General features: G+C 38.9%; 23 protein-coding genes. 11 read left to right on the top strand and 12 right to left on the bottom strand.

Translation table 11 applies throughout. From position 1 onward, the window contains the following. Positions 1-7 precede the first annotated feature (7 nt). The 3 genes from INQ00_RS08670 to INQ00_RS08660 are packed head-to-tail and all read right to left on the bottom strand — an operon-like array spanning position 8 to position 2,537. Entirely contained in the window at positions 8-1,198 is a 1,191-nt protein-coding gene (locus tag INQ00_RS08670) for a Bcr/CflA family multidrug efflux MFS transporter (protein WP_197546797.1), read from the bottom strand. Between the two features lies 1 nt (position 1,199). Beyond that, positions 1,200-1,898, bottom strand: coding sequence for a 16S rRNA pseudouridine(516) synthase RsuA (gene rsuA, locus INQ00_RS08665; protein WP_197546796.1), 699 nt, complete (start codon positions 1,896-1,898; stop codon positions 1,200-1,202). Between the two features lie 9 nt (positions 1,899-1,907). After that, complete coding sequence (locus INQ00_RS08660) at positions 1,908-2,537, bottom strand: DUF1919 domain-containing protein (protein ID WP_197546795.1); 630 nt, start codon at positions 2,535-2,537, stop codon at positions 1,908-1,910. 200 nt (positions 2,538-2,737) lie between these two features. Between INQ00_RS08660 and INQ00_RS08655 the strand changes: the two genes are divergently transcribed. After that, positions 2,738-4,012: a malic enzyme-like NAD(P)-binding protein gene (locus INQ00_RS08655; protein WP_197546794.1), complete on the top strand. Its 1,275-nt coding sequence runs from the start codon at positions 2,738-2,740 to the stop codon at positions 4,010-4,012. A gap of 145 nt (positions 4,013-4,157) precedes the next feature. Further along, complete coding sequence (locus tag INQ00_RS08650; protein ID WP_197546793.1) at positions 4,158-6,083, top strand: LTA synthase family protein; 1,926 nt, start codon at positions 4,158-4,160, stop codon at positions 6,081-6,083. 70 nt (positions 6,084-6,153) lie between these two features. On the opposite strand, the gene ytfE is transcribed toward INQ00_RS08650, so the two are convergent. Continuing rightward, on the bottom strand, positions 6,154-6,828 hold the full coding sequence (gene ytfE / locus INQ00_RS08645; protein WP_197542156.1) for an iron-sulfur cluster repair protein YtfE: 675 nt from the start codon (positions 6,826-6,828) through the stop codon (positions 6,154-6,156). A gap of 214 nt (positions 6,829-7,042) precedes the next feature. Between ytfE and INQ00_RS08640 the strand changes: the two genes are divergently transcribed. Then, complete coding sequence (locus tag INQ00_RS08640; RefSeq protein WP_197546792.1) at positions 7,043-7,894, top strand: endonuclease/exonuclease/phosphatase family protein; 852 nt, start codon at positions 7,043-7,045, stop codon at positions 7,892-7,894. Positions 7,895-7,953: 59 nt separating this feature from the next. On the opposite strand, the gene INQ00_RS08635 is transcribed toward INQ00_RS08640, so the two are convergent. Next, positions 7,954-9,429 (bottom strand): leucyl aminopeptidase, encoded by a 1,476-nt coding sequence (locus INQ00_RS08635; RefSeq protein WP_197546791.1) that lies wholly within the window; start codon positions 9,427-9,429, stop codon positions 7,954-7,956. Between the two features lie 107 nt (positions 9,430-9,536). On the opposite strand from INQ00_RS08635, the gene lptF reads away from it, so the two are divergent. Continuing rightward, the gene (gene lptF / locus INQ00_RS08630) at positions 9,537-10,628 is read left to right on the top strand and encodes an LPS export ABC transporter permease LptF (protein WP_014065549.1); all 1,092 of its coding nucleotides are present in this window, start codon (positions 9,537-9,539) and stop codon (positions 10,626-10,628) included. 11 nt (positions 10,629-10,639) lie between these two features. Then, on the top strand, positions 10,640-11,713 hold the full coding sequence (lptG, locus tag INQ00_RS08625) for an LPS export ABC transporter permease LptG (RefSeq protein ID WP_197547524.1): 1,074 nt from the start codon (positions 10,640-10,642) through the stop codon (positions 11,711-11,713). Positions 11,714-11,805: 92 nt separating this feature from the next. Here lptG and fbp read toward each other — a convergent pair whose 3' ends face one another. Continuing rightward, positions 11,806-12,810, bottom strand: a complete 1,005-nt coding sequence (gene fbp, locus INQ00_RS08620) for a class 1 fructose-bisphosphatase (protein WP_054418785.1) — start codon at positions 12,808-12,810, stop codon at positions 11,806-11,808. Positions 12,811-13,022: 212 nt separating this feature from the next. On the opposite strand from fbp, the gene pxpB reads away from it, so the two are divergent. From pxpB to INQ00_RS08590, 6 genes are all read left to right on the top strand, one after another. Continuing rightward, positions 13,023-13,664: a 5-oxoprolinase subunit PxpB gene (gene pxpB, locus INQ00_RS08615; RefSeq protein WP_054418787.1), complete on the top strand. Its 642-nt coding sequence runs from the start codon at positions 13,023-13,025 to the stop codon at positions 13,662-13,664. After that, positions 13,661-14,590 (top strand): 5-oxoprolinase subunit C family protein, encoded by a 930-nt coding sequence (locus INQ00_RS08610; RefSeq protein ID WP_054418789.1) that lies wholly within the window; start codon positions 13,661-13,663, stop codon positions 14,588-14,590. The genes pxpB and INQ00_RS08610 overlap by 4 nt, the downstream gene beginning before the upstream one ends. Continuing rightward, positions 14,577-15,314, top strand: a complete 738-nt coding sequence (pxpA, locus tag INQ00_RS08605) for a 5-oxoprolinase subunit PxpA (RefSeq protein WP_054418791.1) — start codon at positions 14,577-14,579, stop codon at positions 15,312-15,314. The genes INQ00_RS08610 and pxpA overlap by 14 nt, the downstream gene beginning before the upstream one ends. A 48-nt stretch (positions 15,315-15,362) precedes the next feature. Beyond that, the gene (locus INQ00_RS08600; RefSeq protein ID WP_197546790.1) at positions 15,363-16,556 is read left to right on the top strand and encodes an NRAMP family divalent metal transporter; all 1,194 of its coding nucleotides are present in this window, start codon (positions 15,363-15,365) and stop codon (positions 16,554-16,556) included. A 135-nt stretch (positions 16,557-16,691) separates the two neighbouring features. Further along, positions 16,692-18,056 carry a patatin-like phospholipase family protein gene (locus INQ00_RS08595; RefSeq protein ID WP_054418794.1) on the top strand — a complete coding sequence of 455 codons (1,365 nt, stop codon included), beginning with the start codon at positions 16,692-16,694 and terminating at the stop codon, positions 18,054-18,056. Positions 18,057-18,248: 192 nt separating this feature from the next. Next, positions 18,249-19,394: a 5-methyltetrahydropteroyltriglutamate--homocysteine S-methyltransferase gene (locus INQ00_RS08590; RefSeq protein ID WP_054418796.1), complete on the top strand. Its 1,146-nt coding sequence runs from the start codon at positions 18,249-18,251 to the stop codon at positions 19,392-19,394. A gap of 138 nt (positions 19,395-19,532) precedes the next feature. Here INQ00_RS08590 and lysS read toward each other — a convergent pair whose 3' ends face one another. The 6 genes from lysS to INQ00_RS08560 all read right to left on the bottom strand — a co-directional run bounded on the left by lysS (position 19,533) and on the right by INQ00_RS08560 (position 26,542). After that, positions 19,533-21,041, bottom strand: coding sequence for a lysine--tRNA ligase (gene lysS, locus INQ00_RS08585; RefSeq protein ID WP_054418798.1), 1,509 nt, complete (start codon positions 21,039-21,041; stop codon positions 19,533-19,535). A 283-nt stretch (positions 21,042-21,324) separates the two neighbouring features. Further along, positions 21,325-22,455 (bottom strand): class Ia ribonucleoside-diphosphate reductase subunit beta, encoded by a 1,131-nt coding sequence (nrdB, locus tag INQ00_RS08580; protein WP_054418800.1) that lies wholly within the window; start codon positions 22,453-22,455, stop codon positions 21,325-21,327. Between the two features lie 75 nt (positions 22,456-22,530). Beyond that, positions 22,531-22,719: a hypothetical protein gene (locus INQ00_RS08575; RefSeq protein WP_155512096.1), complete on the bottom strand. Its 189-nt coding sequence runs from the start codon at positions 22,717-22,719 to the stop codon at positions 22,531-22,533. Between the two features lie 18 nt (positions 22,720-22,737). Beyond that, positions 22,738-25,008, bottom strand: a complete 2,271-nt coding sequence (gene nrdA, locus INQ00_RS08570; protein ID WP_178162328.1) for a class 1a ribonucleoside-diphosphate reductase subunit alpha — start codon at positions 25,006-25,008, stop codon at positions 22,738-22,740. A gap of 277 nt (positions 25,009-25,285) precedes the next feature. Further along, positions 25,286-25,867: a division/outer membrane stress-associated lipid-binding lipoprotein gene (gene dolP / locus INQ00_RS08565; protein WP_054418806.1), complete on the bottom strand. Its 582-nt coding sequence runs from the start codon at positions 25,865-25,867 to the stop codon at positions 25,286-25,288. A gap of 90 nt (positions 25,868-25,957) precedes the next feature. Further along, on the bottom strand, positions 25,958-26,542 hold the full coding sequence (locus INQ00_RS08560) for a D-sedoheptulose-7-phosphate isomerase (RefSeq protein ID WP_197546789.1): 585 nt from the start codon (positions 26,540-26,542) through the stop codon (positions 25,958-25,960). Positions 26,543-26,546: the final 4 nt, after the last annotated feature.

Raw genomic sequence — 26,546 nt, 5'->3', positions numbered from 1 at the left:
CCGCACTTTATCGTTCATTTCGATAAGTAAGGAAGTAATAAGAAAGAGCTGAAATAACCACGCAAGCTGTCATTGTATAGAGCATTGGTGCAGCGGTTTCCATTTTAAAGCTCGCTACCAAGGAGCCCATCACTGCGCCGACACCAAAACGTACACTTCCCATTAATGAATTTGCGGTACCCGCCATAGTTGGGAATTTTTCTAGAATAGAGGCGGTAGCATTGGATGAGATTAATGGGTTTTGACCTACAAAAAAGGCCACACCAATTGCCATTGACCAAAAACCAAAATCAAAAAGTGCGGTTAAAAATAGCCAGATTCCTGAAATAAATTGTACGGCAATACCAATTTGTAACATGGTTTCAGCACCTAGCTTCAATACAAATTTCCCATTTAGATAAGAAGCAGCGGTCATAATCGCGATATTGATCATAAAGAAATAGCCAAATTGATCGACTGGAATGCCATAAATACCGATATAAACAATCGAACCAGCTGTGACGAAAGCAAATAAGCCACCAAAACCAAAAGAAGCCGCCGCCATATAACCTAACACTTCTTTTTGTTTAGAAAGTGTCATGAAGTTACGGGCAATGATATTCAGGCGCAGGGGAATACGATTTTCTTTTTTATGGGTCTCGGGAATAATGAAAAAGACAAGCAATGCTGCAAGAAATCCCATGATGCCAATCACATAAAAAATCATATGCCAGTGGAAATATTTCACAATATACCCACCAATTATGGGCGCAACAAGTGGTGCGATCATAAAGACAAGCGTGATGGTGGACATGATTCGAGACAGTTGATCTTTGCTAAATAAATCTCGTAATAAAGCCCCAGAAAGCACAACAGGCGCAGCTCCAAAGAAACCTTGAACGAAACGCAGCGCAGTGAAACTGCCAATAGAATGAATACCCGTTAAAATAATGGCAGTGATGGCACCAATAATCACACCTAATAAAATAATTGGTTTGCGACCAAAACTATCGCCAAAGGGCCCCCAGAATAATTGCCCCGCGGCCATACCATAAGCGAAGAATGTTAGCGTATGCTGTACTTGCTCGGAGTTGATATTTAAGTCTTCGGCAATATTTAAAAAGGACGGAATATACATATCTACGCCCAAAGGAGGTAGCATTGAGAGGATGCCGAGCGTGGCGATAAAAATAAAGGTAGGTTTAATATTTTGGCTCATATTATTTCACTAAATTGTCGATTTCTTCCTGAGTAAGTGGACGAAATTCGCCTTCTTCTAAGCTTTCATCTAATTCAACGTTACCGATTCTCCAACGATGGAGTGCTACGACTTTATTACCCAGCGCGGCAAACATTCGTTTCACCTGGTGATAGCGGCCTTCTGAGATAGTCAGATTCACGTTGTAATCATCTAACACATCAAGTTTTGCTGGCTTAGTTGGTTCTTTTTCGCCACGTAATAGAATGCCTTCTTCACAGGCTGAGGCATAATGGTTCTCAACCGGGTCAGCTAAAGTGACTAAATAGGTTTTCTCACATTGATGCTTTGGTGAGGTAATACGATGTGACCATTGCCCATCATCCGTTAATAGCACGAGCCCTGTTGTATCCACATCTAATCGTCCTGCGCTGTGTAATTTGCCAGAAAGAGGCTGTTCAAAGAATTGATAAATAGTTGGATAGTCACCGTCATCATGAGAGCAAACGTAGCCCTGAGGCTTATGCAACATAAAATATTGACCTTCTTCCACCCAAGTCAATAATTCATCTTCAAAATAAATTTCATCTTCTTGACTGACTTTGGTCGCACCATTTTTCACAATTTCACCGTTAATTTTGACCGCACTTTGGCGAATGACCTTGGTGGCTTGTGAACGGGTTAAACCGGTATTCTCGGCAATAAATTTATCTAGTCGCATCGTAAACTCTTATTTTTGATTGAACCAGCTGACATAATCAAACTGGTCGTAATATTTTTCGCCATTCCAACCGGAAAAGGTAAATAAATCACCCACTTCGTTTTCGTTTTCAAAGCCTTTAATGTAGAAAGCGGATTTTAACTCTGGATAAGGCTTGTGGGTAAAGACCACTTTGTTTGGGTAAGGCAAGTTATCAAAGGCTTGTAAAGCCTCATATTTTGCGCCTTTTCCGCCATCTTTATCCGTCATCATAATAAATAAATTATCGAAATCTAAACGCTGTGAGCGCGCTTCCCATTTCTCTTTGGCTTCTTGTTCAGAATGGTAATGCATAAAGTGCACTTTAAGATCATCTAATAAGCCAACGGGATATGGTTTTTCTGTTTGTATAAATTGAAGAGGTTGTGCTTGATAGAATTCGATATTCTGTAGATAGCGAACAAAATCGCTCGGATCTAAATAGAGATTAACAAATGGGGAGTTAAAAGGCTGATTTAGATCGTGCAAAATAAACGCGCCGACACAGTTGGCAGAAATCACCGACATGCCTTGATTGGTTAAACGTTTTTGATAGGTTTGATTAATCGCTTTCCGTTGTAATTTATTGATGGCGCTTCTAAATTTAGAAAACAAACTCATTATTTATATCCTGTATATTTTTTGCGATATAGTAACGTTTTTGCTTCTGAATGTGAAGAAAAGACAAAGGTGCGGTCGATTTCACTCATATTTTTGTAATAATTTTGTAAAATTTTTGCGATATGTCACAAAATTCTATTTAAAAGAGAGTATAATGGCGCAAATTTTATTTAGCCTAAGTGAAAATGGAGTATTTTTATATGAGCGAACAATTGCGCCAAGCTGCATTAGATTTTCATGAATTCCCAATTCCTGGAAAAATTGCGGTCACCCCAACCAAATCATTAGAAACCCAACATGATTTAGCCCTTGCTTATTCCCCTGGTGTTGCAGAGCCTTGTTTAGAAATTGAAAAAGATCCTTCAGCAGCAAGCCGTTATACCGCTCGTGCTAACTTAGTTGCCGTGATTTCAAATGGTACAGCTGTATTAGGTTTAGGAAATATTGGTGCACTTGCCTCAAAACCTGTTATGGAAGGGAAAGGGGTATTGTTCAAAAAATTTGCCGGTATCAATGTATTCGATATTGAAATCAATGAGCATGATCCCGATAAATTAATCGATATTATTGCTTCATTAGAACCAACGTTTGGTGGCATTAACCTTGAAGATATCAAAGCACCGGAATGTTTCCACATTGAAAAAGCGTTGCGTGAACGTATGGGAATTCCAGTATTCCATGATGACCAACACGGTACAGCCATTATCGTCGGTGCGGCAGCATTAAACGGTTTAGAAATTATTGGTAAAAATATCGCAGATGTACGTTTAGTGGTAAATGGAGCCGGTGCTTCAGCCATTGCGTGTACTAATTTACTTCGTGCATTAGGCTTCAAAAAAGAAAACATCACCATGTGTGACTCTAAAGGCGTGATTTTTAAAGGTCGTGGCGATAACATGGATGAAACCAAAGAATTCTACGCGATTGAAGATAACGGCTGGCGTACATTAGCCGATGCGGTTAACGGTGCAGATGTTTTCTTAGGTTGTTCTAAAGCAGGTGCGTTAAAACCTGAAATGGTGAAAACCATGGCGGAGAATCCATTAATCTTGGCATTGGCAAACCCAACACCTGAAATCACGCCTGATGAAGCCAAGGCTGTTCGTCCAGATGCGATTGTTTGTACAGGTCGTTCAGATTTTCCAAACCAAGTAAATAATGTACTTTGTTTCCCATTCTTATTCCGTGGAGCATTAGACGTAGGTGCAACAGAGATTAATGAAGAAATGAAATTAGCGGCTTCTCATGCGATTGCAGGTTTGGCGAAAGAACCGGTGCCGTTAGAAATTATTGCAAGTTATGGTGCGTTATCCTTTGGTCCTGATTATGTGATTCCAACTCCGTTTGATCCTCGCTTATTGTTTACTGTCTCTTCTGCAGTAGCGAAAAAAGCGATGGAAACAGGCGTTGCAACGCGTCCAATTACAGACTGGGCAGCTTATGAAAAACAATTAAAAGCATTAGTTGCAGCATAATTTTACTTTCTCAAAGTGCGGTCAAAAATGATGATGTTTTAACCGCACTTTGTGTTTTTTTATCTGTCTATGAAAGGAATGGCACGTTAACGTGCTTTAAATTAATCAAAGGGTAGTGATTCCCTTAGGACTTATGAGTGTCAAAATGAAACAAACACGTTCTCCTTTATATCCGATTTTCCTCTTCGTCATCATTAATCTGATTATTTTCACTTTATCTCGTCTTGGGCTTGCGATTTGGCAGGCAGACCGTGTTTCTGCGGTAGAGGGATGGGGGCAATTATTTTTGCAAGGCTTGCGTATGGATATCGTAGCCTTATGCTATTTATTTGGTGTGCCTGCATTATTTACGGTGCTATTTCATCATAGCCGAATTTGGAAAATGATTTTACGTATTTGGCTGACCTTAGGTAGTGTGTTTATTCTATTTATGGAATTGGCTACGCCTGCATTTATCGAAACCTATGACTTCCGTCCAAACCGACTCTTTATTGAATATTTAATTTATCCGAAAGAAGTCTTTTCAATGTTGATGGAAGGCCATTTAACTGCGGTCATTTTTAGCCTTATTTTCACCGTTACGGCTTTCTTCTGTTATTGGAAACTCTCTGGTTATGCGGTCAAAAATTTACGCCCAATGAGCTGGAAATTACGCCCTGTTATAGCATTGCTTGTGATTGCCGTTGCTTTTTTAGGTGCGCGTTCGAGTTTTCAACACCGAGGTGTTAACCCTGCAATGGTGGCTTTTTCTTCCGATGGTTTAGTGAATTCGCTTGTGTTGAACTCTGGCTATTCTGTCCTTTATGCGGCACAGCAATTTAAAGATGAAGGTTCTTCTTCCGCAGTGTACGGCAAAATGGATACTGATGAAATGTTGCGTATTGTCAAAGCCAGCCGTGGCCGTCCTGAAAGTGATTATATTTCAGAGAAGATTCCAACATTAACGAAAAACCAAGCCACTTACCAAGGTAAACCGAAAAATATCGTCATTATTTTGGAAGAAAGTTTTGGGGCGCAATTTGTGGGTACGTTAGGCGGAAAACCACTTTCACCTGAATTTGATAAGTTAGCCAAAGAAGGCTGGTTATTTGAAAATCTCTATGCTACAGGAACGCGTTCTGTTCGTGGTATTGAAGCCACCACAGCGGGCTTTACACCCACTCCAGCACGGGCAGTGGTGAAATTGAATAACAGTCAAAGTGGTTTCTTTACCATAGCCGATTTACTTGCCAAACAAGGTTACAACACTTCCTTTATTTATGGAGGTGAAAAACACTTTGATAATATGGCCAGCTTCTTCTATGGCAATGGTTTCCAAACCATTATCGATCAAAAAGATTACCAAAATCCTAAATTTACTGCGACTTGGGGCGTGAGTGATGAGGATTTATTTGATAAAGCGAACGAAACCTTTACCCAATTACAGAATGAAGGAAAACCATTCTTTAGCTTAGTGTTTAGTTCGAGCAATCACGATCCTTTCGAGTTCCCAGATGGTAAAATTGAGCTTTACGAACAACCAAAAGCAACCCGTAATAACAGCGCAAAATATGCGGATTATGCGATTGGTTATTTCTTCGAATTAGCGAAACAATCTAATTATTGGAAAGATACCGTGTTCTTGGTGATTGCCGACCATGATTCTCGTGCAGCAGGGGCAAGCTTAGTGCCAATTAAGCATTTCCATATTCCTGCGTTAATTTTAGGTGATCATGTTGAGCCACGTCGAGACAGTCGTTTAGTGAGTCAAATTGATATGCCAACGACCTTACTTTCTATTGCGGGTGTAAGTGGTAATTATCCGATGATTGGCTTCGATTTAACGCAAGATGTGAATCCGAATCGTGCCTTTATGCAGTTTGATCAAACTCAAGCCTTAATGAAAGGCAATCATGATGTTGTTATTCAAACACCAAATAGCAAAGCAAAAGGCTATATGTATGATAAAGAAAAAGATACATTGACTGAAAAAGAGGTGCCGGAAGAAATGAAAAAAGAAGCATTGGCACATGCTTTACTTGGCAGCTATTTGTATAAAAACCGTTTATATAAAGGCAGCGAAGAGAAGTAAAGTGCGGTCAATTTTAGGTTAATTTTAAAGGGCGAATGATTTCGCCCTTTTTCTTTATTATGATTTGCTCTTAGTGATTTTCAGCAATAACACGTGGGAATAAAATATTGTTTTCACGGTGAATATGCATCATTAAATCATCTGCAAATTCTTGGATGCCGCTGTAAAGCGCACGCCATGTATTGCAAGCATCAGCAGGAGGCGTCATATTGTTTGTTAATGATTTCAATACATCTAAATGTTCGCCATGTTCTGCGTGTTCCATTTCCATCATACGAATTGGCATTTGTGCCATCATATAATTTCCCGCTTTGATCATAGGGAAAAGCACGTGCTCTTCTTTCATCATATGGTTGCTTAAATCATCATAGACATTGCGTAATTCTGCCGCTACGCCGATAGGGCAATCATCGCGATCACCATGAACGCTTTCTACGCGATCCGCTAACACGATTAATTCTTGAAGTTGTTCGCGGTGGCGTTGATGGTAGCGAACTAAGATATGATCGATAATTTCAGGATAAGTTGCATTAACCCAATATTCTTCCGGGTTTTCTGCTTTGCTGTTTTGAAGCTCGGTTAAGCGCGTTTCAATTTCTGCTAAATTTAATCCTTTTTCTGCCGCTGCGTTTGCAAGTGTATCGGAACCACCACAGCAGAAATCCAAATCATATTCACGAAGTAGAGAAGTTGAGCCGGGTACGCTGACTGCGATTTCACTTAATTTTTTATCTCCAAAAGACATAATGAATCTCCTTATTGATGAGGTAGAGTTAAAAGTTGAGTGAAATACTATGACAATAGCAAAAAAATGCAAAGCCTTTTTTAGAAAAGTATGATTCAAATCAAAGCGACGGCTCAAATTTACCTTGTTATAGTTAGGAGTTGATGTGTTTAAAAAGAGAAAGTTGCATTGTTTGAATAGGCTGTTATTATTCGAGCATTGAAAGGGGATTTAGATGAAACGAATTTATCGATTTTTAGCTGTTGGATTACTATTGCTGATTTTAGGTGGCGGCTATTTTTTTGCGAATTTAACAATTTTTGAACGTACATTTATCCAATTAAATACATCACAAAAAGTGAGTTATATTCCTTTTGAAAACAAGCTAAATATGCAATGTGACAAGGTTAATGGTTTAATGCCTAAATTAACGTCTTCACATTTTCGTTTAGTCAATTGGAATGTGCATAAAGGGCAAGATAAGGGTTGGCAAGAAGATTTAGCGAGATTGTCTAAACAAGCTGATTTTGTGTTATTGCAAGAGGCAACGCAGCATCAAAATTTAAACACATTTTCGACCGCACTTTTTGTGTCCTCTTTTTCTTTTAAAGATCTCTTATCAGGTGTCAAGACATTTACTCAAACACAACCAGAATGGTATTGCGGTGGTGGCGTAGCAGAACCATTAATACAAATTCCCAAAGTGGCAAGTGTGATGAGTTTTCCATTAGAAAAAGGCAATAGTTTGCTACTTATTAATGTACATTTGATTAATTTTGAATGGGGAATTTCGGCTTATCAAACTCAGTTAGAGCAGCTCTTTTCTTTTGTGGAAAATCATCAAGGCCCCATCATTATATCTGGCGATTTTAATGCATGGAATGAGCGTCGTCTGAATTTAGTCAATAATTTGATGCAAAAATATGGACTAGATGCAGTGACGCTATCTCAAGATGAACGATTGAGATTTTTAGGTTATCCACTTGATTATATTTTTACGCGAGGCGTAAAAGTGGTGAGTGCAACATCAGAAGTGGTTAATTCGTCAGATCATAATCCATTACTGGTTGAATTCGAATTGGAATAAAGTGCGGTCAGATTTTGAGAAAATTTTAGGGCTAACGTTATGTTAGCCCTATGTGTTAATTACTTGGTTTGATTAATTAAAAATTGTGTTAATAGAGACACTGGACGACCTGTTGCGCCTTTATTTGCACCTTGAAGCCAAGCTGTCCCGGCGATATCTAAATGTGCCCAAGTGTACTTTTTCGTAAAGTTGGAGAGGAATGCGCCTGCAGTAATTGCGCCGCCCCAACGACCGCCAATATTAGCCAAATCGGCAAAAGGTGATTTTAATTGCTCTTGATATTCTTCACTTAATGGTAAACGCCAAGCTTTGTCAGTAGTTTGCTGTGCGGCTTGTAATAACTGTTCAGCTAAGGCATCATCAGTTGAAACTAAGCCACTGTTATGTTGGCCTAACGCAACCACACAAGCACCTGTTAGGGTGGCGACATCAATCACATATTGCGGTTCAAAGCGTTCTACATAAGTTAACGTATCACAAAGTACTAAACGTCCTTCCGCATCAGTATTTAATACTTCTACGGTTAAACCGTTCATTGTGGTGAGAATATCGCCTGGGCGATAGGCATTGCCATCAGGCAAGTTTTCACAACCCGCTAATACACCGATAACATTTAATGGCAGATTTAATTCTGCAATGGCTTTCATTGTGCCGAAAACAGAGGCGGCACCACACATATCGTATTTCATCTCATCCATTTCTGCGGCTGGTTTCAAAGAAATACCGCCTGCATCAAAGGTTAATCCTTTGCCCACTAATACGATAGGTTTCGCATTTTTATCTGGGGCGTTGTTGAAATGCAAAATAGATAGGTGAGCGGGGTGTTGAGAACCACCAGATACCGCTAAATACGCATTCATACCAAGTTTTGTCATTTCTTCTTCATCAATCACATCTAAGGAAAGTGCGGTTGATGTTTCGGCTAAATTTTTAGCTTGTTCAGCTAAATAAGCCGGTGTACAAATATTAGGTGGCATATTCGCGATATTACGCGCGGCTTTTACACCATTTGCAATGGCTTGCGCTTCTGCGATAGCTCGTTGAGCTTGTGAATCATCGGTATTAAAAACGATTTCTTGAAGTGAGATAGCATCCGCTTTTTTACTTTTAAATTCATCGAATTGATAGAGACTATGTTCGATGGTTTCAACAGTAAAACGTACATTCCAAAATAGATCGCGATCTTTAATTTCCACATCCGTTAAATTATTCACCGCTTGTTGAATATTTAATTCTTTTAATGTTTGGGTTACGCGTTGGATGACTTGTTTAAATTGGCGTTCAGTCGTTTCGCCTTTTTTACCACAACCTGCGACTAACACGCGTTTAGTCGCAAGATTAGGTAATGAATGAAGCAGAGTCGCTTGGCCAATTTTGCCTGAAAGATCTTGGCTTTGAGCTAACTGGCTGAGGTAACCTTGTGTGATTTGATCGATTTCATTGAAACTTTTTGTCAATTCATTGTTCTCATAAATGCCGATAATAAGGCAATCGGTTGATTGAGAAAGTGCGGTTGAGTTTGCTTGATATTTCATGCTATTTCCTTATGTTGCTAATTTGCTATTTAAATCAGTCAAAATAAGGTATCATACGCCATCTAAATTAGCCAGTTTCCCGTGTTTTTTAGTTAGAAAAAAAAAGAATGATATTAACCCGATATTTAACAAAAGAAGTCTTTAAAAGCCAGATTGCGATTTTGTTTATTTTGCTTTTAATTTTCTTCAGCCAACAACTTGTGCGCGTACTTGGTTCAGCGGCAAATGGTAAGGTTCCCGCCGATCTGGTGTTCTCTTTACTTGGTTTAGGGATGCCGACCATGGCGCAATTAATGTTGCCATTATGTTTGTTTATCGCTATTTTGCTGACTTTCGGTCGTCTCTACGCAGAAAGTGAGATTACGGTAATGCGGGCTTGTGGTGTGGGACAACGTATCCTTGTTCGTGTGGCGTTAATTCTTTCTTTGTTCACAGCTGGTTTGGCTGCTTACAATGCATTGTGGCTTTCTCCATGGGCCATTCAAAAGCAAGCGGCGATTGTCGAAGATGCTAAAGCGAACCCAACCATGGGGGCATTGGCTTCTGGTCAATTCATGTCCACAAGCAACAATAATTTCGTCTTATTCATTGATAAGATTAACGGTAATCAAATCAGTGATGTTTATCTTTTCCAAATGAAAGCCAAAGGCCAAACGAAACCATCAGTGGTTACGGCTGAAAAAGGTGAATTAAAAGCGTTACCAAATGGCGACCAAGTGCTGAATTTACAAAATACCTTGCGTGTAGAAGGTACATCTGTGCTTCCTGATTTCCGTATTACACATTTTGATGATTACCAAGCGTATTTAGGCCATCAAGAGACAAACTCGGAAAGTGATGAAGCGGCTGAATTATCTTTTGAGCAATTATTAAAAGATAAAAGTGCAGCAGCAAAAGCAGAGCTGCATTGGCGAATTACCTTAATTTTAGCGGTGCCTTTAATGGCGCTTATTGCTGTACCAATGAGTAAAGTGAATCCTCGTCAAGGTCGTTTCGCGAAAATCTTACCAGCATTATTGCTTTATTTAATTTACTTCTTGTTACAAAGCTCATTTAAATCTGCGGGGGGGGCTGATAAGCTTGATGCAGGTTTGTTGATGCCGTTGGTAAATATCGCCTTTTTAATTTTAGGGATTGTGCTGAATAGTTGGGATAGCACCGCTATGCATAAATTCCGTCGTGTATTCAGAAAAGGGTAATAACAATGTTAATGAATACTCTTGATCGTTATATCGGTAAAAGCATCTTAGAGGCAATTTTTGCCACGTTATTTACGTTGGTTGGTCTTTCGGCAATTATCAAATTTGTAGAGCAATTCCGTAGCGTAGGGAAAGGTTCTTATGATATTTTGCAAGCGGTGGCTTATACAGGATTAACCATTCCTAAAGATGTGGAAACCTTTTTCCCAATGGCGGCCTTGTTAGGTGCCTTAATTGCTTTAGGTAATTTAGCCAGCCGCAGTGAATTAGTGGTAATGCAATCTGCCGGCTTTTCTCGTTTTAAAATTGGCTTAGCCGTCATGAAAACGGCACTTCCACTGGTGCTTTTTACCATGATTATTGGTGAGTGGGGGATTCCACAAACTGAACAGTTTGCCCGAGATATGCGTACTCGTGCACTTTCCGGTGGTTCAATGCTTTCGGTAAAAAATGGTGTATGGGCAAAAGATGGTAATAATTTCGTGTATGTTCGTCGTATTACCGATGATGCACAATTAGAAGATATTTACATCTATACCTTTGATGATCAGCGTAACCTCACGCATTTAAAACATGCGAATCAAGCACAATATTCAGCTGAAAATAATCAATGGCAGTTACGCCAAGTCAATAATTCAGCAGTATCAAAAGAGCAAATTACCACGACAAACCGTTTAACAGAAGATTGGGCGACAAGCTTAACACCAGATAAATTAGGCGCGGTTTCATTACGTCCAACGTCATTATCCATTTCAGGTTTGTATGAATATATTGCATTCTTAAAACAAACAGGACAGGATTCTCGCCGTTTTGAATTAACCTATTGGCGTAAGATTTTTCAGCCCCTTTCTGTAGGTGTGATGATGATGCTTGCGTTATCTTTCATCTTTGGTTCATTACGTAGTGTCACTGCAGGGGCGAGAATCGTAACGGGGATTTGCTTTGGTTTCTTGTTCTATGTCGTCAATGAAATTTTTGGACAAATGAGTGTGGTATTTAATGCGCCAGCTTTTTTAGGTGCACTGATGCCAAGCCTCTTGTTTATGGCGATTATTTGGTGGCTACTGGCGAGAAAACGAGATTAATTAACAAACCATTAATGAAAAAGGCAAACAGATAAGGTTCGCCTTTTTATTTACTAAAAAAGTGCGGTCAAAACTGACCGCACTTTAGGAATTTAATCTTCTTTAAATTCTCTCATCATTTCTTCGGCTTTTTTCACCATTTCTGCGGAACCGATGAAAAGTGGTACACGTTGGTGAAGTTCAGTTGGTTGAATATCTAAAATTCGATTGTAACCATCAGAGGCAATACCCCCCGCTTGTTCTGCTAAGAATGCCATTGGATTGCCTTCATAAAGCAAACGAAGCTTACCATTTGGATAGTTAGTTGCACTTGGGTAAATATAGATACCACCTTTTAATAAGTTACGATGGAAGTCAGCTACTAATGAACCAATATAACGTGATGCATAAGGGCGGTTAGTTGCTTTATCTTCTTCTTGGCAGTATTTAATGTATTTTTTTACCCCTTGTGGGAATTTGAGATATTGTCCTTCATTGATGGAATAGATTTTGCCCTCTTTTGGCATCTTCATATTTTCATGAGAAAGACAGAATGTACCGATAGATGGATCATAAGTGAAACCATTTACACCATGACCAGTGGTATAAACCAACATGGTAGACGAACCATATACGATATAACCCGCAGCCACTTGTTTATTACCTGGTTGCATAAAGTCTTCTAAGGTAACAGGTGAGCCAATAGGGGATACACGACGGTAAATAGAGAAAATCGTACCAACAGAAACGTTCACATCGATATTGGATGAACCATCAAGTGGGTCGGTCAAAATAATATATTTTGCATTACGAGCGCGTTCAGTATCAAAAGCGATAAAACTTTCTTCTTCCTCTGAAGCAAAACCTGCCACTTCTTCACGTGACATAAGGGCTGCATTCATGGTGTTATGGGCGAACAAGTCCAATTTCATTTGGCTTTCACCCTGCACGTTTTCGACACCAGACTGACCAAGAATATTGGTTAAACCTGCTTTGTTGATATCACGATGAATGATTTTTGCTAATAAACGAATAGAAGACAAAATACCACTAAGTTCCCCTTTTGCATTTGGGTACTCCGCTTGGCGTTCAACAATAAATTCACTCAATGTTTTCATGTTTATTCCTTTTTTATAATTGTTAAATAAATAATAGACCCTTTTATTATATGTTATTTGGCACTTTTGATTGAGATCAAAATGTGAAGAATGAGATCTTTGTCACATTTTATTTTTGATACAAAACCTTGACAAAACCTATAAATATCCTTTAAAAGAGAGGTGTAACAAAAAAATAACAAATAACACAACATCAGAATAAAGGGTACCTTATGAATATAACCCCGATCAGCGAGTCGGCGGTGGTTTGCTCTTTACCGCCACCAGCTTCACTTCAACAACAACGCCAACTCTGGGCGTTTGCCAACCAACTACAGTCTGAGAAAGATATTGTAGAAGTTGTCGTGGGAATGAATAATCTCACGGTCTTCACTGATTTTTACGTAGATTTTGAGCCGCTTGTTCAGCGCTTGGAACAACGTTGGGGAGAATTGAAAGTATCCACTTTTCAAGGTCGTCATATCGAAATTCCGGTAATTTATGGCGGCGAATTAGGTCAAGATTTATCTGAAGTGGCCAAATTACATGACACCACACCAGAACGAATTGTTCAAATGCATAGTGAACCGATTTATACGGTATATATGATTGGTTTCCAACCTGGTTTTCCCTATTTAGGTGGTTTACCTGAAAGCCTGCACACGCCACGTCGTGCTGTCCCAAGAACACTTGTTCCTGCCGGTTCTGTTGGTATTGGTGGGGCTCAAACGGGCATTTATCCCTTTTCCTCTCCTGGCGGATGGCAATTAATCGGTCATACTAAGCATGCGCTCTTTGACAAAAATCAAGCACAACCTACTTTATTACAAGCAGGCGATACAGTGAAATTTGTGGTGGAGGGGATTGAATTATGATTCATGTTATTGATGTGCAATCCCGTGCCACAATTCAGGATTTGGGCCGTTTTGGTTTACGTCGATTTGGAATCAGTCATTGTGGGGCAATGGACAAATTAGCATTACGAGCAGGCAATATTCTGCTGGGAAATGCAGAGGGAGCCCCGGCAATCGAAGTCCCTTTAGGTGGTATTACATTGCAATTCCAGCAGGATATGAATTTTTGTGTCACCGGGGCATTTTATGAAATGACCTTAGATGATAAACCGGTTTTTGCCTATTGGCGTTATCAGGCGAGAGCGGGGCAAGTTCTGAAAATGATACGTGCAAAAATTGGTATGTATGGCTATTTATGTGTTCAAGGTGGTTTTATCTTACCCCAAGAATTGAACTCTTGTAGTACAGATCTCCGAGCTCAAATAGGAGGAATAGAAGGACGTGGTTTACAAGTGGGCGATCAACTGCAAACGGTAAATGATCCTATTTTGCGTAGTGAAATTGGGATTGCACCTATTCCACTTAAACATACTATTCATGCGTTACCGTCCTCTGAATATCAGGCATTTAAACGAAAATCCCAATATTATTGGTGGCGAAGTAAATGGACGTTGCAAAGCAACAGTGATCGCATGGGTTATCGTTTTCAAGGGCAAAAATTAGAATTAAAGCAACCGCTGGAAATGCTCTCTCATGCTATTCAATTTGGTAGCGTACAAGTGCCACCAAGTGGTCAACCAATTATTTTAATGGCTGATGCACAAACTACGGGCGGTTATCCCAAAATTGCCAATGTGATCGATGCGGATCTTGGTGCGTTGGCACAGGTACGTTTAGGCTCAACCATTCAATTCGAGGCAGTTAGTTTCGAACAAGCCGCAAAATTGCGTCGTAAAAATGAGATATACCTCGATCAAATTAGGAGAATTGTCGATGAAAAAAATTGATTTAAATGCCGATATTGCTGAAGGTTTTCCTTTTGATGAGTCCTTATTAAAATTGCTTTCTTCTGCCAATATTGCTTGCGGTTTACATGCCGGTGGAGCAAAAGAAATGCAAAGTGCGGTCAGATTTGCGAAAGAAAACCAGGTGCGTATAGGGGCTCATCCAGGCTTCCCTGATCGAGAAAATTTTGGGCGAACTCAGATGGATTTACCTGAACAGGAATTAATTGCGCATTTGCGCTATCAGCTTGGTGCCTTAAAAGCAATTTGTGATGGGGAAGGCACGGAAATTAGTTATGTTAAACCTCACGGTGCTTTATACAATCAAGCTGCTAAAGATGAAAAGTTAGCCCGTTTAGTTGCACAAACTATTTATCAATTTGATCCGAGTTTAAAATTAATGGGATTAGCAGGCAGCTTAATGTTACGCGTAGCTGAGGAAGAAGGTTTACAAACAATTTCTGAAGTTTTTGCGGATCGCCACTATATGCCTGATGGGAGTTTGGTACCTCGTTCGCAACCGAATGCAATGGTGGAGTCTGATGAGGAAGCCATTCAACAAGTGTTACAAATGGTAACAGAAGGTCAAGTCAAAGCCATTGATGGAAGCCTTGTGCCAGTAAAAGCAGAAAGTATCTGTTTACATGGCGATAATCAACATTCTCTACAATTTGCAGCACGCATTGTGGAAGAATTAGAAAAAAATCATATAACAATAACGGCATAAGCCGAATAAACATAACACACAACATCAACTTAACAAGGGAGGTGCTTTATGGCATCAATCAATCACCGCCGAAATGCAGTGCTGGGTGCGGCATTTTTAATGGCGACTTCAGCAATTGGTCCTGGCTTTTTAACTCAAACTGCAACCTTTACAAACACCTTATTAGCCAGTTTTGGCTTTGTGATTTTATTATCGATTTTGTTAGATATTGGTGCTCAGCTTAATATTTGGCGAATTGTGGTGGTATCAGGAAAGCGAGCACAGGATATTTCTAATGCTGTTTTTCCAGGTGCGGGCTATTTTCTTGCGTCACTTATCGTGATGGGAGGGTTGGCTTTTAATATTGGTAATGTAGGGGGGGCAGGCCTAGGGCTTAATTCAATCTTTGGTATCGCCCCAGAAACAGGAGCTGTTATCAGTGGCATCATTGCAATTTTAATTTTTTTACGTAAAGAAGCAGGATTGTTAATGGATCGCTTTGCCCAATTAATGGGTTTTATTATGATTGCACTGACTTTGTATGTTATGTTTAAAACAGAACCGCCAGTGGTAGAAGCAGCATACCGTACCTTTATTCCAGAGCAAGTTGATCCTATCGCAATTGTGACATTAGTTGGAGGAACCGTAGGAGGGTATATTACCTTTGCTGGCGCTCACCGCTTACTAGATGCGGGGATCCAAGGTGAAAAAGCGATGGCTGAAGTGAGTCGTAGCTCTGTATCGGCTATTTTAATCGCCTCTACTATGCGTGTTGTATTATTTCTTGCCGTGCTTGGTGTTGTCGCCAAAGGGATTCCTCTGAATCCTAAAAATCCAGCAGAAACGCCTTTCGAATACGTGGCAGGCCATTTTGGCCAAATCTTATTTGGCGTAGTGATTTGGGCAGCTTCTATCACATCAGTTATTGGTGCCGCTTATACATCGGTATCATTCCTCACGAGCCTTTGTCCGACAATTGAACGAAATAGAAACTGTTGGATTATTGGGTTTATAGTGGTTTCTACAGCAGTTCTTGTCACTGTAGGGAAACCGGCTGCTGTACTGGTTTTTGTGGGAACCCTAAATGGTTTAATTTTACCAATAGCACTAGCCTTGATTTTATTAGCCGCTTATCGAAGCAATATTGTTGGTAGCTATAAACACCCAATTTATTTAGCTTTTGCGGGCTGGTTCGTTGTGATTATCATGGCGATATTAAGTGGAAAAACCATAATTTCTTATGTATCTAGTTTTGTAAGTTAGTTTTTATTTCAAACTAAAGTGCGGTTAGAATTTACTGAGAGTTTTCAGTGTAATATTAAAAAATCAACCGCACTTTTTTTATCCCTAAATCTGTGTAAAATTAAAAGTATTTAATCACAGTAAAGGAATACTGTTATGAAACTTACTCATTTTCCTTTCAAATCAAGTTTACTTGCTTGCAGTATCGCTTTGCTTACTGCTTGCAATTCAATTACTTATCATCCAACTAAAACGATTGAGCAAATAGATCCACAAAAGGGATATCGCTTGGAAAATGCGATGCAGCAGGCATTACAAAAAGAAAATTTGGTGATTATGACTTTTTCAGGTGGTGGCTCTCGCGCGGCATCTTTAGGTTATGGCGTGTTAGAGCAATTCCAAAATGTCTCAGTGCGTCCAACAGAGAAAGGTAGCACCTTATTGCAAAATATTGATATTGTGTATGGGGTGTCTGGCGGCTCAGTATTAGCCGCCTATTTTGCTTTGGAGGGACAGGACATTATCCCTAAATTTAATAATTCTTTTTTGAAAAAGAATTTCCAGAAAAAAGTCATCAATGAAGTATTTTCAGTGAGTAATGTGCCTCGGCTTACTTCTCCACAGTTTGGTCGTAGCGATTTGTTGCAGGAACAGCTCAATCTTGCTTTATATCGTGGGAAAAAATTTGCAGATCTTGAACAACGTAAAGGACCTTTTGCTGTAATTAATGCCACCGACATGGTCGCTGGACAGGAGGTCTCTTTCACTCAAGATTTCTTTGATTGGCTTTGTGTAGATTTAAATGATGTCGAAATTGCAAGAGCTGTGGCAGCATCCAGTGCTGTTCCATTAATTTTTTCACCCATTACACAAAATAATCATGGTGGTGCTTGCCAAGCCGAAAGTAAAAAAGAATTATTGACACAGATGAAAGTAGGGAATCGTTTGTGGCTAAACAATTTTGAAACCATGAAAAAACGTACGGCTTCTTATCAAAATAATGAGGAAAAACCTTATTTACATTTGGTTGACGGTGGTTTAACGGATAATTTGGGCTTGGCAAGCTTGTTGGATATGTCTAATTTACTCACTGTCAAAAAATTGTATGCAGAGCTGAAAAATTACAATTTACGCAATATTGTCGTGGTAAACGTCAATGCGCAAAGTGAGCTATCGAGCCATATTGATAAGTCTGCTGATGTGCCAGGAATCAAAGAAGTGGTGAACACGGTGATAAATGTACCGATTGATAAAACAACGGAATCTACCGTGAAATATTCACAAAAATTTGCTGATCAATGGAATGCTTACGCTAAACATAAAAAAGGTGCAAAAATTAAAGCTTATTTTGTGAATTTAAGTTTGAAAGATTTGCCTGATGGGCAGTTAAAAAATGATGTGCTGAATATCGGAACATCTTTCTATTTACCCCAATCAGATGTGGACAAATTGCGTGAAGCGGCCAAGATTTTATTGGAACAATCGAAAGAATATCATAAGGCACTGAAAGCATTACAATAGCCCAATGATTAAAGTGCGGTTAAAAATTATCAGGAATATTAACCGCACTTTTTCTTTTAAATTTTATATCAATTCCATTCATATAAAATCACAATAAAATTCACATCCATCTAGACGTCTAAATATTTAATGAGGACGTTAATTTTGTTACACTCAGTATATCTTAGAATTAATTAAATATAGGAAAGCAAAATGAGTAAACTTTTTCCAAATGCCACTATTCGTACTTCTGCGCCATATCGTTTTGATATTGTAGGCAGTTTTTTACGCCCAGAGGCTTTAAAACAGGCTCGTCATCAATGTAGTTGTGGCGATATTTCTTGTACGGATCTAACGCAAGTTGAAGATGCAGAAATTGCAAAATTGGTAGAGCATCAAAAAAATGTTGGATTGCATGCCGTGACTGATGGTGAATTTCGTCGTACTTTTTGGCATTTAGATTTCTTAGCCGCATTAGATGGTGTGAAAGAAGTGGATGCTGAAAAATTCTCAGTGCAATTTAAACACGATAATGTACGCCCGAAAACATTAAAAATTGTGGATAAGATTGGTTTTTCAGAGAGCCATCCTTTCGTTGAACATTACCGCTCATTACAAAAAATAGCAGGGGAGACTGAAGTTAAATTAACGATTCCTTCTCCGTCAATGCTGCATTTAATTTGTACAGTACGTGCTACAGATTATCAGCCGATTGAACGTTATAAAGATAACAATCAGTTGTTGTTAGATGATATTGCCGATGCTTATATTGACGCAATGAATATCTTCTATAAATTAGGCTGTCGTAACTTACAGTTGGATGATACAAGTTGGGGCGAATTCTGTGCGGAAGATAAGCGTAAAAGCTATACAGATCGTGGTTTAGATTTAGATCAAATTGCCAAAGATTATGTATATATGTTAAATAAAATCGTGGCAGCGAAACCAGCTGATTTAGCGATTACAATGCATATTTGTCGTGGTAATTTCCGTTCAACTTGGTTCTCAGCAGGTGGTTATGAGCCTATTGCTGAAACCTTATTTGGTCATTGTAATGTAGATGGTTTCTTCTTAGAGTACGACAGTGATCGAGCAGGTGATTTCAAACCGTTACGCTTTATTAAAAATCAACAAGTAGTGTTAGGATTAATCACCTCTAAATCGGGCGAGTTAGAAAACCGTGATGAAATTATTGCTCGTATTAAAGAAGCGGCACAATATGTTGATATCAATCAACTTTGCTTAAGCCCACAATGTGGTTTCGCTTCAACGGAAGAGGGTAATATCCTGACTGAAGAACAACAATGGAAGAAACTCGAATTTATCCGTAGTATCGTGGAAGAAGTTTGGGGTAAATAATTTCAAATTGGAATGTAAAAGAGATAATCGTTAAGATGGTTATCTCTTTTTTTCATGAAAGTGCGGGTAAAAATGACCTCACTTTTACACAATAAAAAAGGAAGTCGATAGACTTCCTTTTATGTTATTTCAATTTAATTATTTTTGGCGCATTGCAGGGAATAGGATTACATCACGGATAGATGGTGCGTTAGCATAAAGCATTGCTAAACGGTCGATACCTAAACCTTCACCTGCTGTTGGTGGTAAACCGTGTTCAAGTGCAACTACAAAGTCATCATCTTTAAACATCGCTTCATCATCACCCGCTTCTTTCGCTGCAACTTGCGCATCAAAACGTTCATTTTGGTCTTCGGCATCGTTTAATTCTGAGAAGCCGTTACCAATTTCACGACCACCGATGAACAATTCAAAGCGGTCAGTTACTTCTGGATTTTCATCGTTACGACGAGCAAGTGGTGAAATCTCTGCTGGATGTGCCATTAAGAAGGTTGGTTGAATTAAGTGATGTTCAGCCACTTCTTCAAAGATCGCATTTACGATAGAGCCGAGACCCCAAGATTTTTGTACTTCGATACCTAAGCGTTCAGCAGTTGCTTTTGCACGATCGAAGTCATAAAGATCTTCTTTTACGATACCTTTATCAGCACCATATTTAATGGTTGCATCATGTAATGTAATACGCTCAAATGGTTTGCCGAAGTCAAATTCTAAATCACCGTATTTCACAATGGTTGTACCAAGAATATCCATCGCGAGTTTGCGTAATAATTCTTCGGTGTTATCCATTAAATCATGATAATCCGCATAAGCTTGGTAGTATTCAAGCATGGTGAATTCTGGGTTATGACGAACAGAAACCCCTTCATTACGGAAGTTACGGTTTAATTCGAAGACACGTTCAAAACCACCAACTACTAAACGTTTTAAGTAAAGCTCTGGTGCGATACGAAGATACATATCAACATCCAATGCATTGTGGTGAGTGATAAATGGACGAGCAGATGCACCGCCTGGAATCACTTGTAGCATAGGGGTTTCCACTTCCATGAAACCTTTAGAAATAAAGAATTCGCGAATACCCGCAATCACTTTTGAACGAATAATAAATGTGCGGCGAGATTCTTCATTAGAAATTAAATCTAAGTAACGTTGGCGGTAACGCGCTTCCATGTCTGTTAAACCATGGAATTTGTTTGGTAATGGACGAAGCGCTTTGGTTAAAAGTTGAACTTCCGTCGTTTTGATGGTTAATTCATTGGTTTTGGTTTTGAAAAGTGTCCCTTTCACCCCAATGATATCACCTAAATCCCAATTACCTACATCTTCGGCATAAACGCCTTCAGGAAGGTTATCACGAGCAACATATAATTGGATTTTGCCACTCATATCTTGCAAGGTAATAAAGGTGGCTTTACCCATTGCACGACGAGTCATAATACGACCAGCAACGGCTACTTCAATCGCTTTATCTTTTAATACTTCGCCATCTTCGGCTTCATACTTATCATGTAAATCTTGAGCAAGGGCGTCACGACGGAATTGATTCGGGAACGCATTACCTTTTGCACGTAATGCGGCTAATTTTTCACGGCGAACGAGCATTTCGCCATTGAGATCTAATTCTTTCACTTCTTGTTCTGACATATCCTTACCTCGCTAGTTTGTAATTAGAATGTGATTTATTGAAAATAAAAAGGTTTCTTCTATTCTACCCATAGCATTGTTTTTTGTTAAGCCTTTTTTAATGAAGTCATCTGTTTTATAGGGAAAGAGTTGGTGATAAATGCAGGAAAGCAAAATTGTGCTATTTTTTTAATCAACGCGTTTATCATCATGTCTTGATATTCATACAAACAAAAAGAGCGGTCAATTTTTCAAAGGTTTTAAACGTTGAAAATACTGACCGCTCTTTGCGTAGAATGATTAATTAAAGATCGAAATCACCGAAATCATTGGTATCGACTTTAGAGTCAATTTGACCAACAAGGTAAGAACTCACTTCGACTTCTTGTGGTGCTACTTGTACGTTGTCAGAAACAAGCCATGCGTTAATCCATGGAATTGGGTTAGAACGCGCACCAAATGGTAATGGAAGGCCAACGGCTTGCATACGGATATTGGTAATGTATTCCACGTATTGTACCAAAATGTCTCTGTTCAAACCAATCATTGAACCGTCTTTAAACAAGTAATCTGCCCATTCTTTTTCTTGTTCCGCCGCGGCTAAGAAGAGATCATAGGCTTCTTGTTTACATTCTTCCGCAATTTCTGCCATTTCAGGATCGTCTTGACCTGCAGCCATAATGTTTAAAATGTGCTGTGTACCGGTTAAGTGTAAGGCTTCATCACGAGCGATAAATTTAATAATTTTCGCATTACCTTCCATTAATTGACGTTCTGCAAAGGCAAAGGAACAAGCGAAAGATACATAGAAACGAATCGCCTCAAGTGCGTTCACACTCATCAAGCAAAGGTAAAGTTGTTTTTTCAAATTACGTAATGTCACAACACATTCTTTACCATCTACCGTGTAAGTACCTTCACCATATAGGCTGTAAAGTTGGCTATCACGGATTAAATCATCGTAATAAGAAGAAATATCACGTGCACGTTTGATGATTTCTTCGTTGGTCACGATATCATCAAACACGATAGATGGATCGTTCACAATGTTACGAATAATATGTGTGTAAGAACGAGAGTGGATGGTTTCAGAGAAGGTCCAAGTCTCGATCCAAGTTTCTAATTCTGGAATAGATACCAACGGTAATAATGCAACGTTCGGGCTACGGCCTTGAATAGAATCTAATAAGGTTTGATATTTTAAGTTACTGATGAAAATGTGTTTTTCATGCTCAGGTAACGCAGCATAGTCGATACGGTCTTGTGAAACATCCACTTCTTCTGGACGCCAGAAGAAAGAAAGTTGTTTTTCAATGAGCTTTTCAAACGTCTCATATTTTTGTTGATCGTAACGCGCAACGTTAACGTTTTGACCAAAGAACATTGGTTCCTTTAACTGGTCGTTTTTGTTTTGTGAGAAAGTGGTGTATGCCATTTTTATCTCCTTTGTGTGCAACGATGTTGCCTTTATCCTTTATATAGAGGCGTATCAAATACGCCCTTTGCGATATTAATTTTTAAAGTGACACTCAAAAAAGTGACAACTATTTGTTTTATAGATAGGAAAACCTTTTTCATCTGACCCACATTGTTCTGTCCATTGACAAAAAAAACGACCATCTTTTTCTTTATGAAGAATTTTGGCTGTATATCCATTGGATAGCTGGATTATATCTCCTACTTTCTTAACTTTAGTCATAATGATTGCCTCAATAAATTAAATCTTACACGCCCCACCGGCACAGCCATCATCTAAATCTTCTTGGCTGTCTTCAGCACCATCACGGGTGTTTTGATAGTAGAGGGTTTTTAAACCATATTTGTAAGCGGTTAAAAGATCTTTTAACAACACTTTCATTGGCACTTTACCGTCTTCAAAACGTTTTGGATCGTAGTTGGTATTTGCAGAGATCGCTTGATCCACGAATTTTTGCATAATGCCGACTAAGTGTAAGTAACCATCATTGCTTGGAATATCCCAAAGTAATTCGTAGTTGTCGCTTAAGTTCTCATAATCTGGTACGACTTGTTTTAAGATACCATCTTTTGACGCTTTAATACTTACATGACCACGTGGTGGTTCGATACCATTTGTTGCGTTAGAAATCTGTGAAGAGGTTTCTGACGGCATTAATGCAGTTAAGGTTGAGTTACGTAAACCGAATTCTTTGATTTCTTGACGTAATGTTTCCCAATCATAATGTAATGGTTCTTGCGTTAAGTTATCGATATCTTTCTTATAGGTATCGATTGGTAAAATACCTTTCGCATAATTGGTTTCATTGAAGTATTCGCATGCACCTAATTCTTTCGCCAAGTTCATGGAGGCTTTCAGTAGATAGTATTGAATCGCTTCAAATGTACGGTGAGTTAAATCGTTCGCTGAACCATCAGAATAACGCACACCATTTTTCGCTAAATAATACGCATAGTTAATCACACCGATACCAAGTGAACGACGTCCTAATGAAGAGCGTTTCGCCGCAGGAACAGGGTAGCCTTGGTAATCAAGTAATGCATCTAATGCACGTACTGCAAGATCTGCCAAGTTATCTAACTCATCTAAATTATCTAATTTACCTAAGTTAAATGCAGAAAGCGTACAAAGGGCAATTTCACCATTTTCATCATGGAAATGTTGTAATGGTTTAGTTGGTAATGCAATTTCTAAACATAAGTTAGATTGACGCACCGGTGCAACAAGCGGATCAAACGGTGAGTGAGTATTACAGTGATCCACGTTTTGGATATAAATACGACCAGTTGATGCACGTTCTTGCATTAATAAAGAGAATAATTCAACGGCTTTTACAGAACGTTTGCGGATATTTGGATCCTGTTCGTATTTCACGTAAAGTTCTTCAAATTTATCTTGATCAGCAAAGAAAGCTTCATAAAGTCCAGGTACGTCTGAAGGGCTGAATAAAGTAATGTCTTCGCCTTTAATTAAGCGTTGATACATTAATTTGTTTAATTGTACGCCATAATCCATATGACGAACACGGTTATCTTCCACACCACGGTTATTTTTCAATACTAATAGGCTTTCAACTTCTAAGTGCCAAATCGGGTAGTAAACTGTAGCCGCACCACCACGTACGCCACCTTGTGAACAAGATTTTACGGCACTTTGGAAGTGTTTATAGAATGGAATACAGCCAGTATGGAATGCTTCACCGCCACGAATCGGGCTACCTAATGCACGGATGGCACCCGCATTTACCCCGATACCTGCACGTTGTGAAACGTATTTCACGATTGCTGCAGAGGTAGCGTTGATAGAGTCTAAGCTGTCACCACATTCAATCAATACACAAGAGCTGAATTGACGCGTAGGCGTACGAACCCCCGCCATGATAGGTGTAGGTAAAGAAATTTTGAAGGTTGATGTCGCATCATAGAAACGACGAATGTAATCCAAACGGGTTTCTTGCGGATATTTTGAGAATAAGCTTGCCGCAACTAATAAATAAAGGAATTGCGCAGATTCATAGATTTCACCGGTTACACGGTTTTGAACTAAGTATTTCCCTTCTAATTGTTTTACTGCGGCATAAGAAAAGGTCATATCACGCCAGTGATCAATAAACCCATCCATTTCATCCCATTCTTCACGAGTATAGTCGGCTAAAAGTGCAGGATCATATTTGCCCATACGCACTAATTTTTTCACATGATCGTATAAACGAGGTGGATCAAAATGGCCATACGCTTTTTTGCGCAAATGGAAAACCGCAAGACGTGCAGCAAGATATTGATAATCAGGGGTATCTTTGCTGATTAGATCTGCTGCTGCTTTAATAATGGTCTCATGAATATCAGAGGTACGAATGCCTTCATAAAATTGAATATGAGAACGCAATTCAACTTGAGAAACAGAAACGTTTTCCAAGCCTTCAGCCGCCCAAGTAATCACTCGGTGAATTTTGTCTAAATTGATTTGTTCAAGCGTACCATCGCGCTTTGTAACCATTAATCCTTTGTTCATGGGAGATAAAACCTGCTAGAGAGATGACTTTTAAAAAAACACAATATATAGTGTTATAAAAAATAACGATACACAAGATAGAGTGTTTTAAAATTGAATTCAAGCGGTAAATTTTTTACTTACATTATTGACAAAAGATAAGTCATTTAAAATAAATGACTTATCTTTCAAGTGATGTTTTTTTAGGCAGGATCTTTTTTGTAAATCTTTTGTAAAGAAAAAAGTGCGGTTAAAAACGAGATGATTTTTGACCGCACTTTAAGAGTTAAAAAATTAATTAATTCAAATATTTAAATACTTTGACAACTTTTTGAACACCAGTAACTTTACTTGCAATTTCTGCAGCTGAGTCACCTTGTGATTGTGTGACGTTTCCGAGTAAGAATACTTCACCATTTTCGGTGATCACTTTCACATCTGTTGCTTTTACATTATCGCCTACAAAGAGTTTAGATTTAATTTGTGTCGTAATCCAACTATCTTTTGTAATTTGCCCAAAAGTAATTTTTGGCCCAATACGTAATTCATTGTATACGTCGTTTACACCTTCTACACCTTTTGCAAGACTAGTTGCGGTTTCTTTTACACTTCCATTAGGAACTTGACCAATTAACAGTACGCGACCACTGTAAGAAACGGCATTTACACGACCTTCAGACTTAATTTGTGCATCTTTATCTAATGCATTTTCAACTTTTATTTCTAGAGTTTCATCATCTACTTGCGTACCCATCGTGCGAGGATCTGTTGCAACTTTTGCGCCCGCAGCAGCGCCACCAACAACCGCAGCAGCACAGCCTTGTAATATAATTGATGTGCCAAGTATGAAGGCTAATTTTTTAAATTGGGTTAGTTTCATATTAATAATCTCCTTATTTATTAAAATGAGTTGGGTCAACTAATTTGTCAATTAGTCTAAGAAACACTCTAGTTAGAAAATCTTTTAATGTCAAGCTGTTGGGAAAAGTGTGCTATCAACAAGCTCACAAAGTGCATTAATCACGAATAAATGATTTTCTAAAATTCGTGTTTCTTTAGTGGCAGGAATGGAGATTTCTAAATCTGTTTCAGCCAATACACCTTGAATAGCATCGTTATTTGAACCCGTTAAAGCAATCACCTGAATTTCTTTATTGACTGCATTAGAAATCGTATTTAGCACCGCTTTTTCTGTCCCTAAAGGGGAAAAAGCGAGCAATAAATCGCCAGGTTTAGCGATAGCGTTAAATTGATGTTGATAAAGTTGATCGGTTGGTTGATCAAAAACCAGTGAAGAACCAACCGCACTTTCAAGGCTAAGTAGTACAGAAGGCAAGCTAGGGCGTTCAAAATCATAGCGATTAAGCAGATTTGATACTAAAAATTGTGCATTAGCGTAAGAGCGAGAGACCCCACAAGCAATGACCTTATTACTACTCAGTAAACATTGCATCACCATTTGTGCGGCAGTAGCAATATTTTCCGACAGCATGCTAGACGCAGCAATTTGAATTTGAATACTTTCGCTATAAATATCTTTTACTTTTTGTAACATTATA

It is taken from the genome of Haemophilus parainfluenzae (assembly GCF_014931275.1).
Taxonomy (GTDB): domain Bacteria; phylum Pseudomonadota; class Gammaproteobacteria; order Enterobacterales; family Pasteurellaceae; genus Haemophilus_D.
Note: the sequence above shows the minus strand (reverse complement) of the source record. Positions and strands in the feature narration are given on the sequence as shown.

What these genes read in the sequence shown, in the direction of transcription:
- INQ00_RS08595 (WP_054418794.1), top strand. Translation starts at nt 16,692, where the DNA reads ATGAAACTTACTCATTTTCCTTTCAAATCAAGTTTACTTGCTTGCAGT.
- INQ00_RS08635 (WP_197546791.1), bottom strand. Translation starts at nt 9,429, where the DNA reads ATGAAATATCAAGCAAACTCAACCGCACTTTCTCAATCAACCGATTGC.
- nrdA (WP_178162328.1), bottom strand. Translation starts at nt 25,008, where the DNA reads ATGAACAAAGGATTAATGGTTACAAAGCGCGATGGTACGCTTGAACAA.
- INQ00_RS08610 (WP_054418789.1), top strand. Translation starts at nt 13,661, where the DNA reads ATGATTCATGTTATTGATGTGCAATCCCGTGCCACAATTCAGGATTTG.
- rsuA (WP_197546796.1), bottom strand. Translation starts at nt 1,898, where the DNA reads ATGCGACTAGATAAATTTATTGCCGAGAATACCGGTTTAACCCGTTCA.
- INQ00_RS08670 (WP_197546797.1), bottom strand. Translation starts at nt 1,198, where the DNA reads ATGAGCCAAAATATTAAACCTACCTTTATTTTTATCGCCACGCTCGGC.
- INQ00_RS08640 (WP_197546792.1), top strand. Translation starts at nt 7,043, where the DNA reads ATGAAACGAATTTATCGATTTTTAGCTGTTGGATTACTATTGCTGATT.
- lysS (WP_054418798.1), bottom strand. Translation starts at nt 21,041, where the DNA reads ATGTCAGAACAAGAAGTGAAAGAATTAGATCTCAATGGCGAAATGCTC.
- INQ00_RS08650 (WP_197546793.1), top strand. Translation starts at nt 4,158, where the DNA reads ATGAAACAAACACGTTCTCCTTTATATCCGATTTTCCTCTTCGTCATC.
- lptG (WP_197547524.1), top strand. Translation starts at nt 10,640, where the DNA reads ATGAATACTCTTGATCGTTATATCGGTAAAAGCATCTTAGAGGCAATT.
- INQ00_RS08575 (WP_155512096.1), bottom strand. Translation starts at nt 22,719, where the DNA reads ATGACTAAAGTTAAGAAAGTAGGAGATATAATCCAGCTATCCAATGGA.
- INQ00_RS08600 (WP_197546790.1), top strand. Translation starts at nt 15,363, where the DNA reads ATGGCATCAATCAATCACCGCCGAAATGCAGTGCTGGGTGCGGCATTT.
- pxpA (WP_054418791.1), top strand. Translation starts at nt 14,577, where the DNA reads ATGAAAAAAATTGATTTAAATGCCGATATTGCTGAAGGTTTTCCTTTT.
- INQ00_RS08560 (WP_197546789.1), bottom strand. Translation starts at nt 26,542, where the DNA reads ATGTTACAAAAAGTAAAAGATATTTATAGCGAAAGTATTCAAATTCAA.
- nrdB (WP_054418800.1), bottom strand. Translation starts at nt 22,455, where the DNA reads ATGGCATACACCACTTTCTCACAAAACAAAAACGACCAGTTAAAGGAA.
- INQ00_RS08660 (WP_197546795.1), bottom strand. Translation starts at nt 2,537, where the DNA reads ATGAGTTTGTTTTCTAAATTTAGAAGCGCCATCAATAAATTACAACGG.
- dolP (WP_054418806.1), bottom strand. Translation starts at nt 25,867, where the DNA reads ATGAAACTAACCCAATTTAAAAAATTAGCCTTCATACTTGGCACATCA.
- INQ00_RS08655 (WP_197546794.1), top strand. Translation starts at nt 2,738, where the DNA reads ATGAGCGAACAATTGCGCCAAGCTGCATTAGATTTTCATGAATTCCCA.
- INQ00_RS08590 (WP_054418796.1), top strand. Translation starts at nt 18,249, where the DNA reads ATGAGTAAACTTTTTCCAAATGCCACTATTCGTACTTCTGCGCCATAT.
- pxpB (WP_054418787.1), top strand. Translation starts at nt 13,023, where the DNA reads ATGAATATAACCCCGATCAGCGAGTCGGCGGTGGTTTGCTCTTTACCG.
- ytfE (WP_197542156.1), bottom strand. Translation starts at nt 6,828, where the DNA reads ATGTCTTTTGGAGATAAAAAATTAAGTGAAATCGCAGTCAGCGTACCC.
- fbp (WP_054418785.1), bottom strand. Translation starts at nt 12,810, where the DNA reads ATGAAAACATTGAGTGAATTTATTGTTGAACGCCAAGCGGAGTACCCA.
- lptF (WP_014065549.1), top strand. Translation starts at nt 9,537, where the DNA reads ATGATATTAACCCGATATTTAACAAAAGAAGTCTTTAAAAGCCAGATT.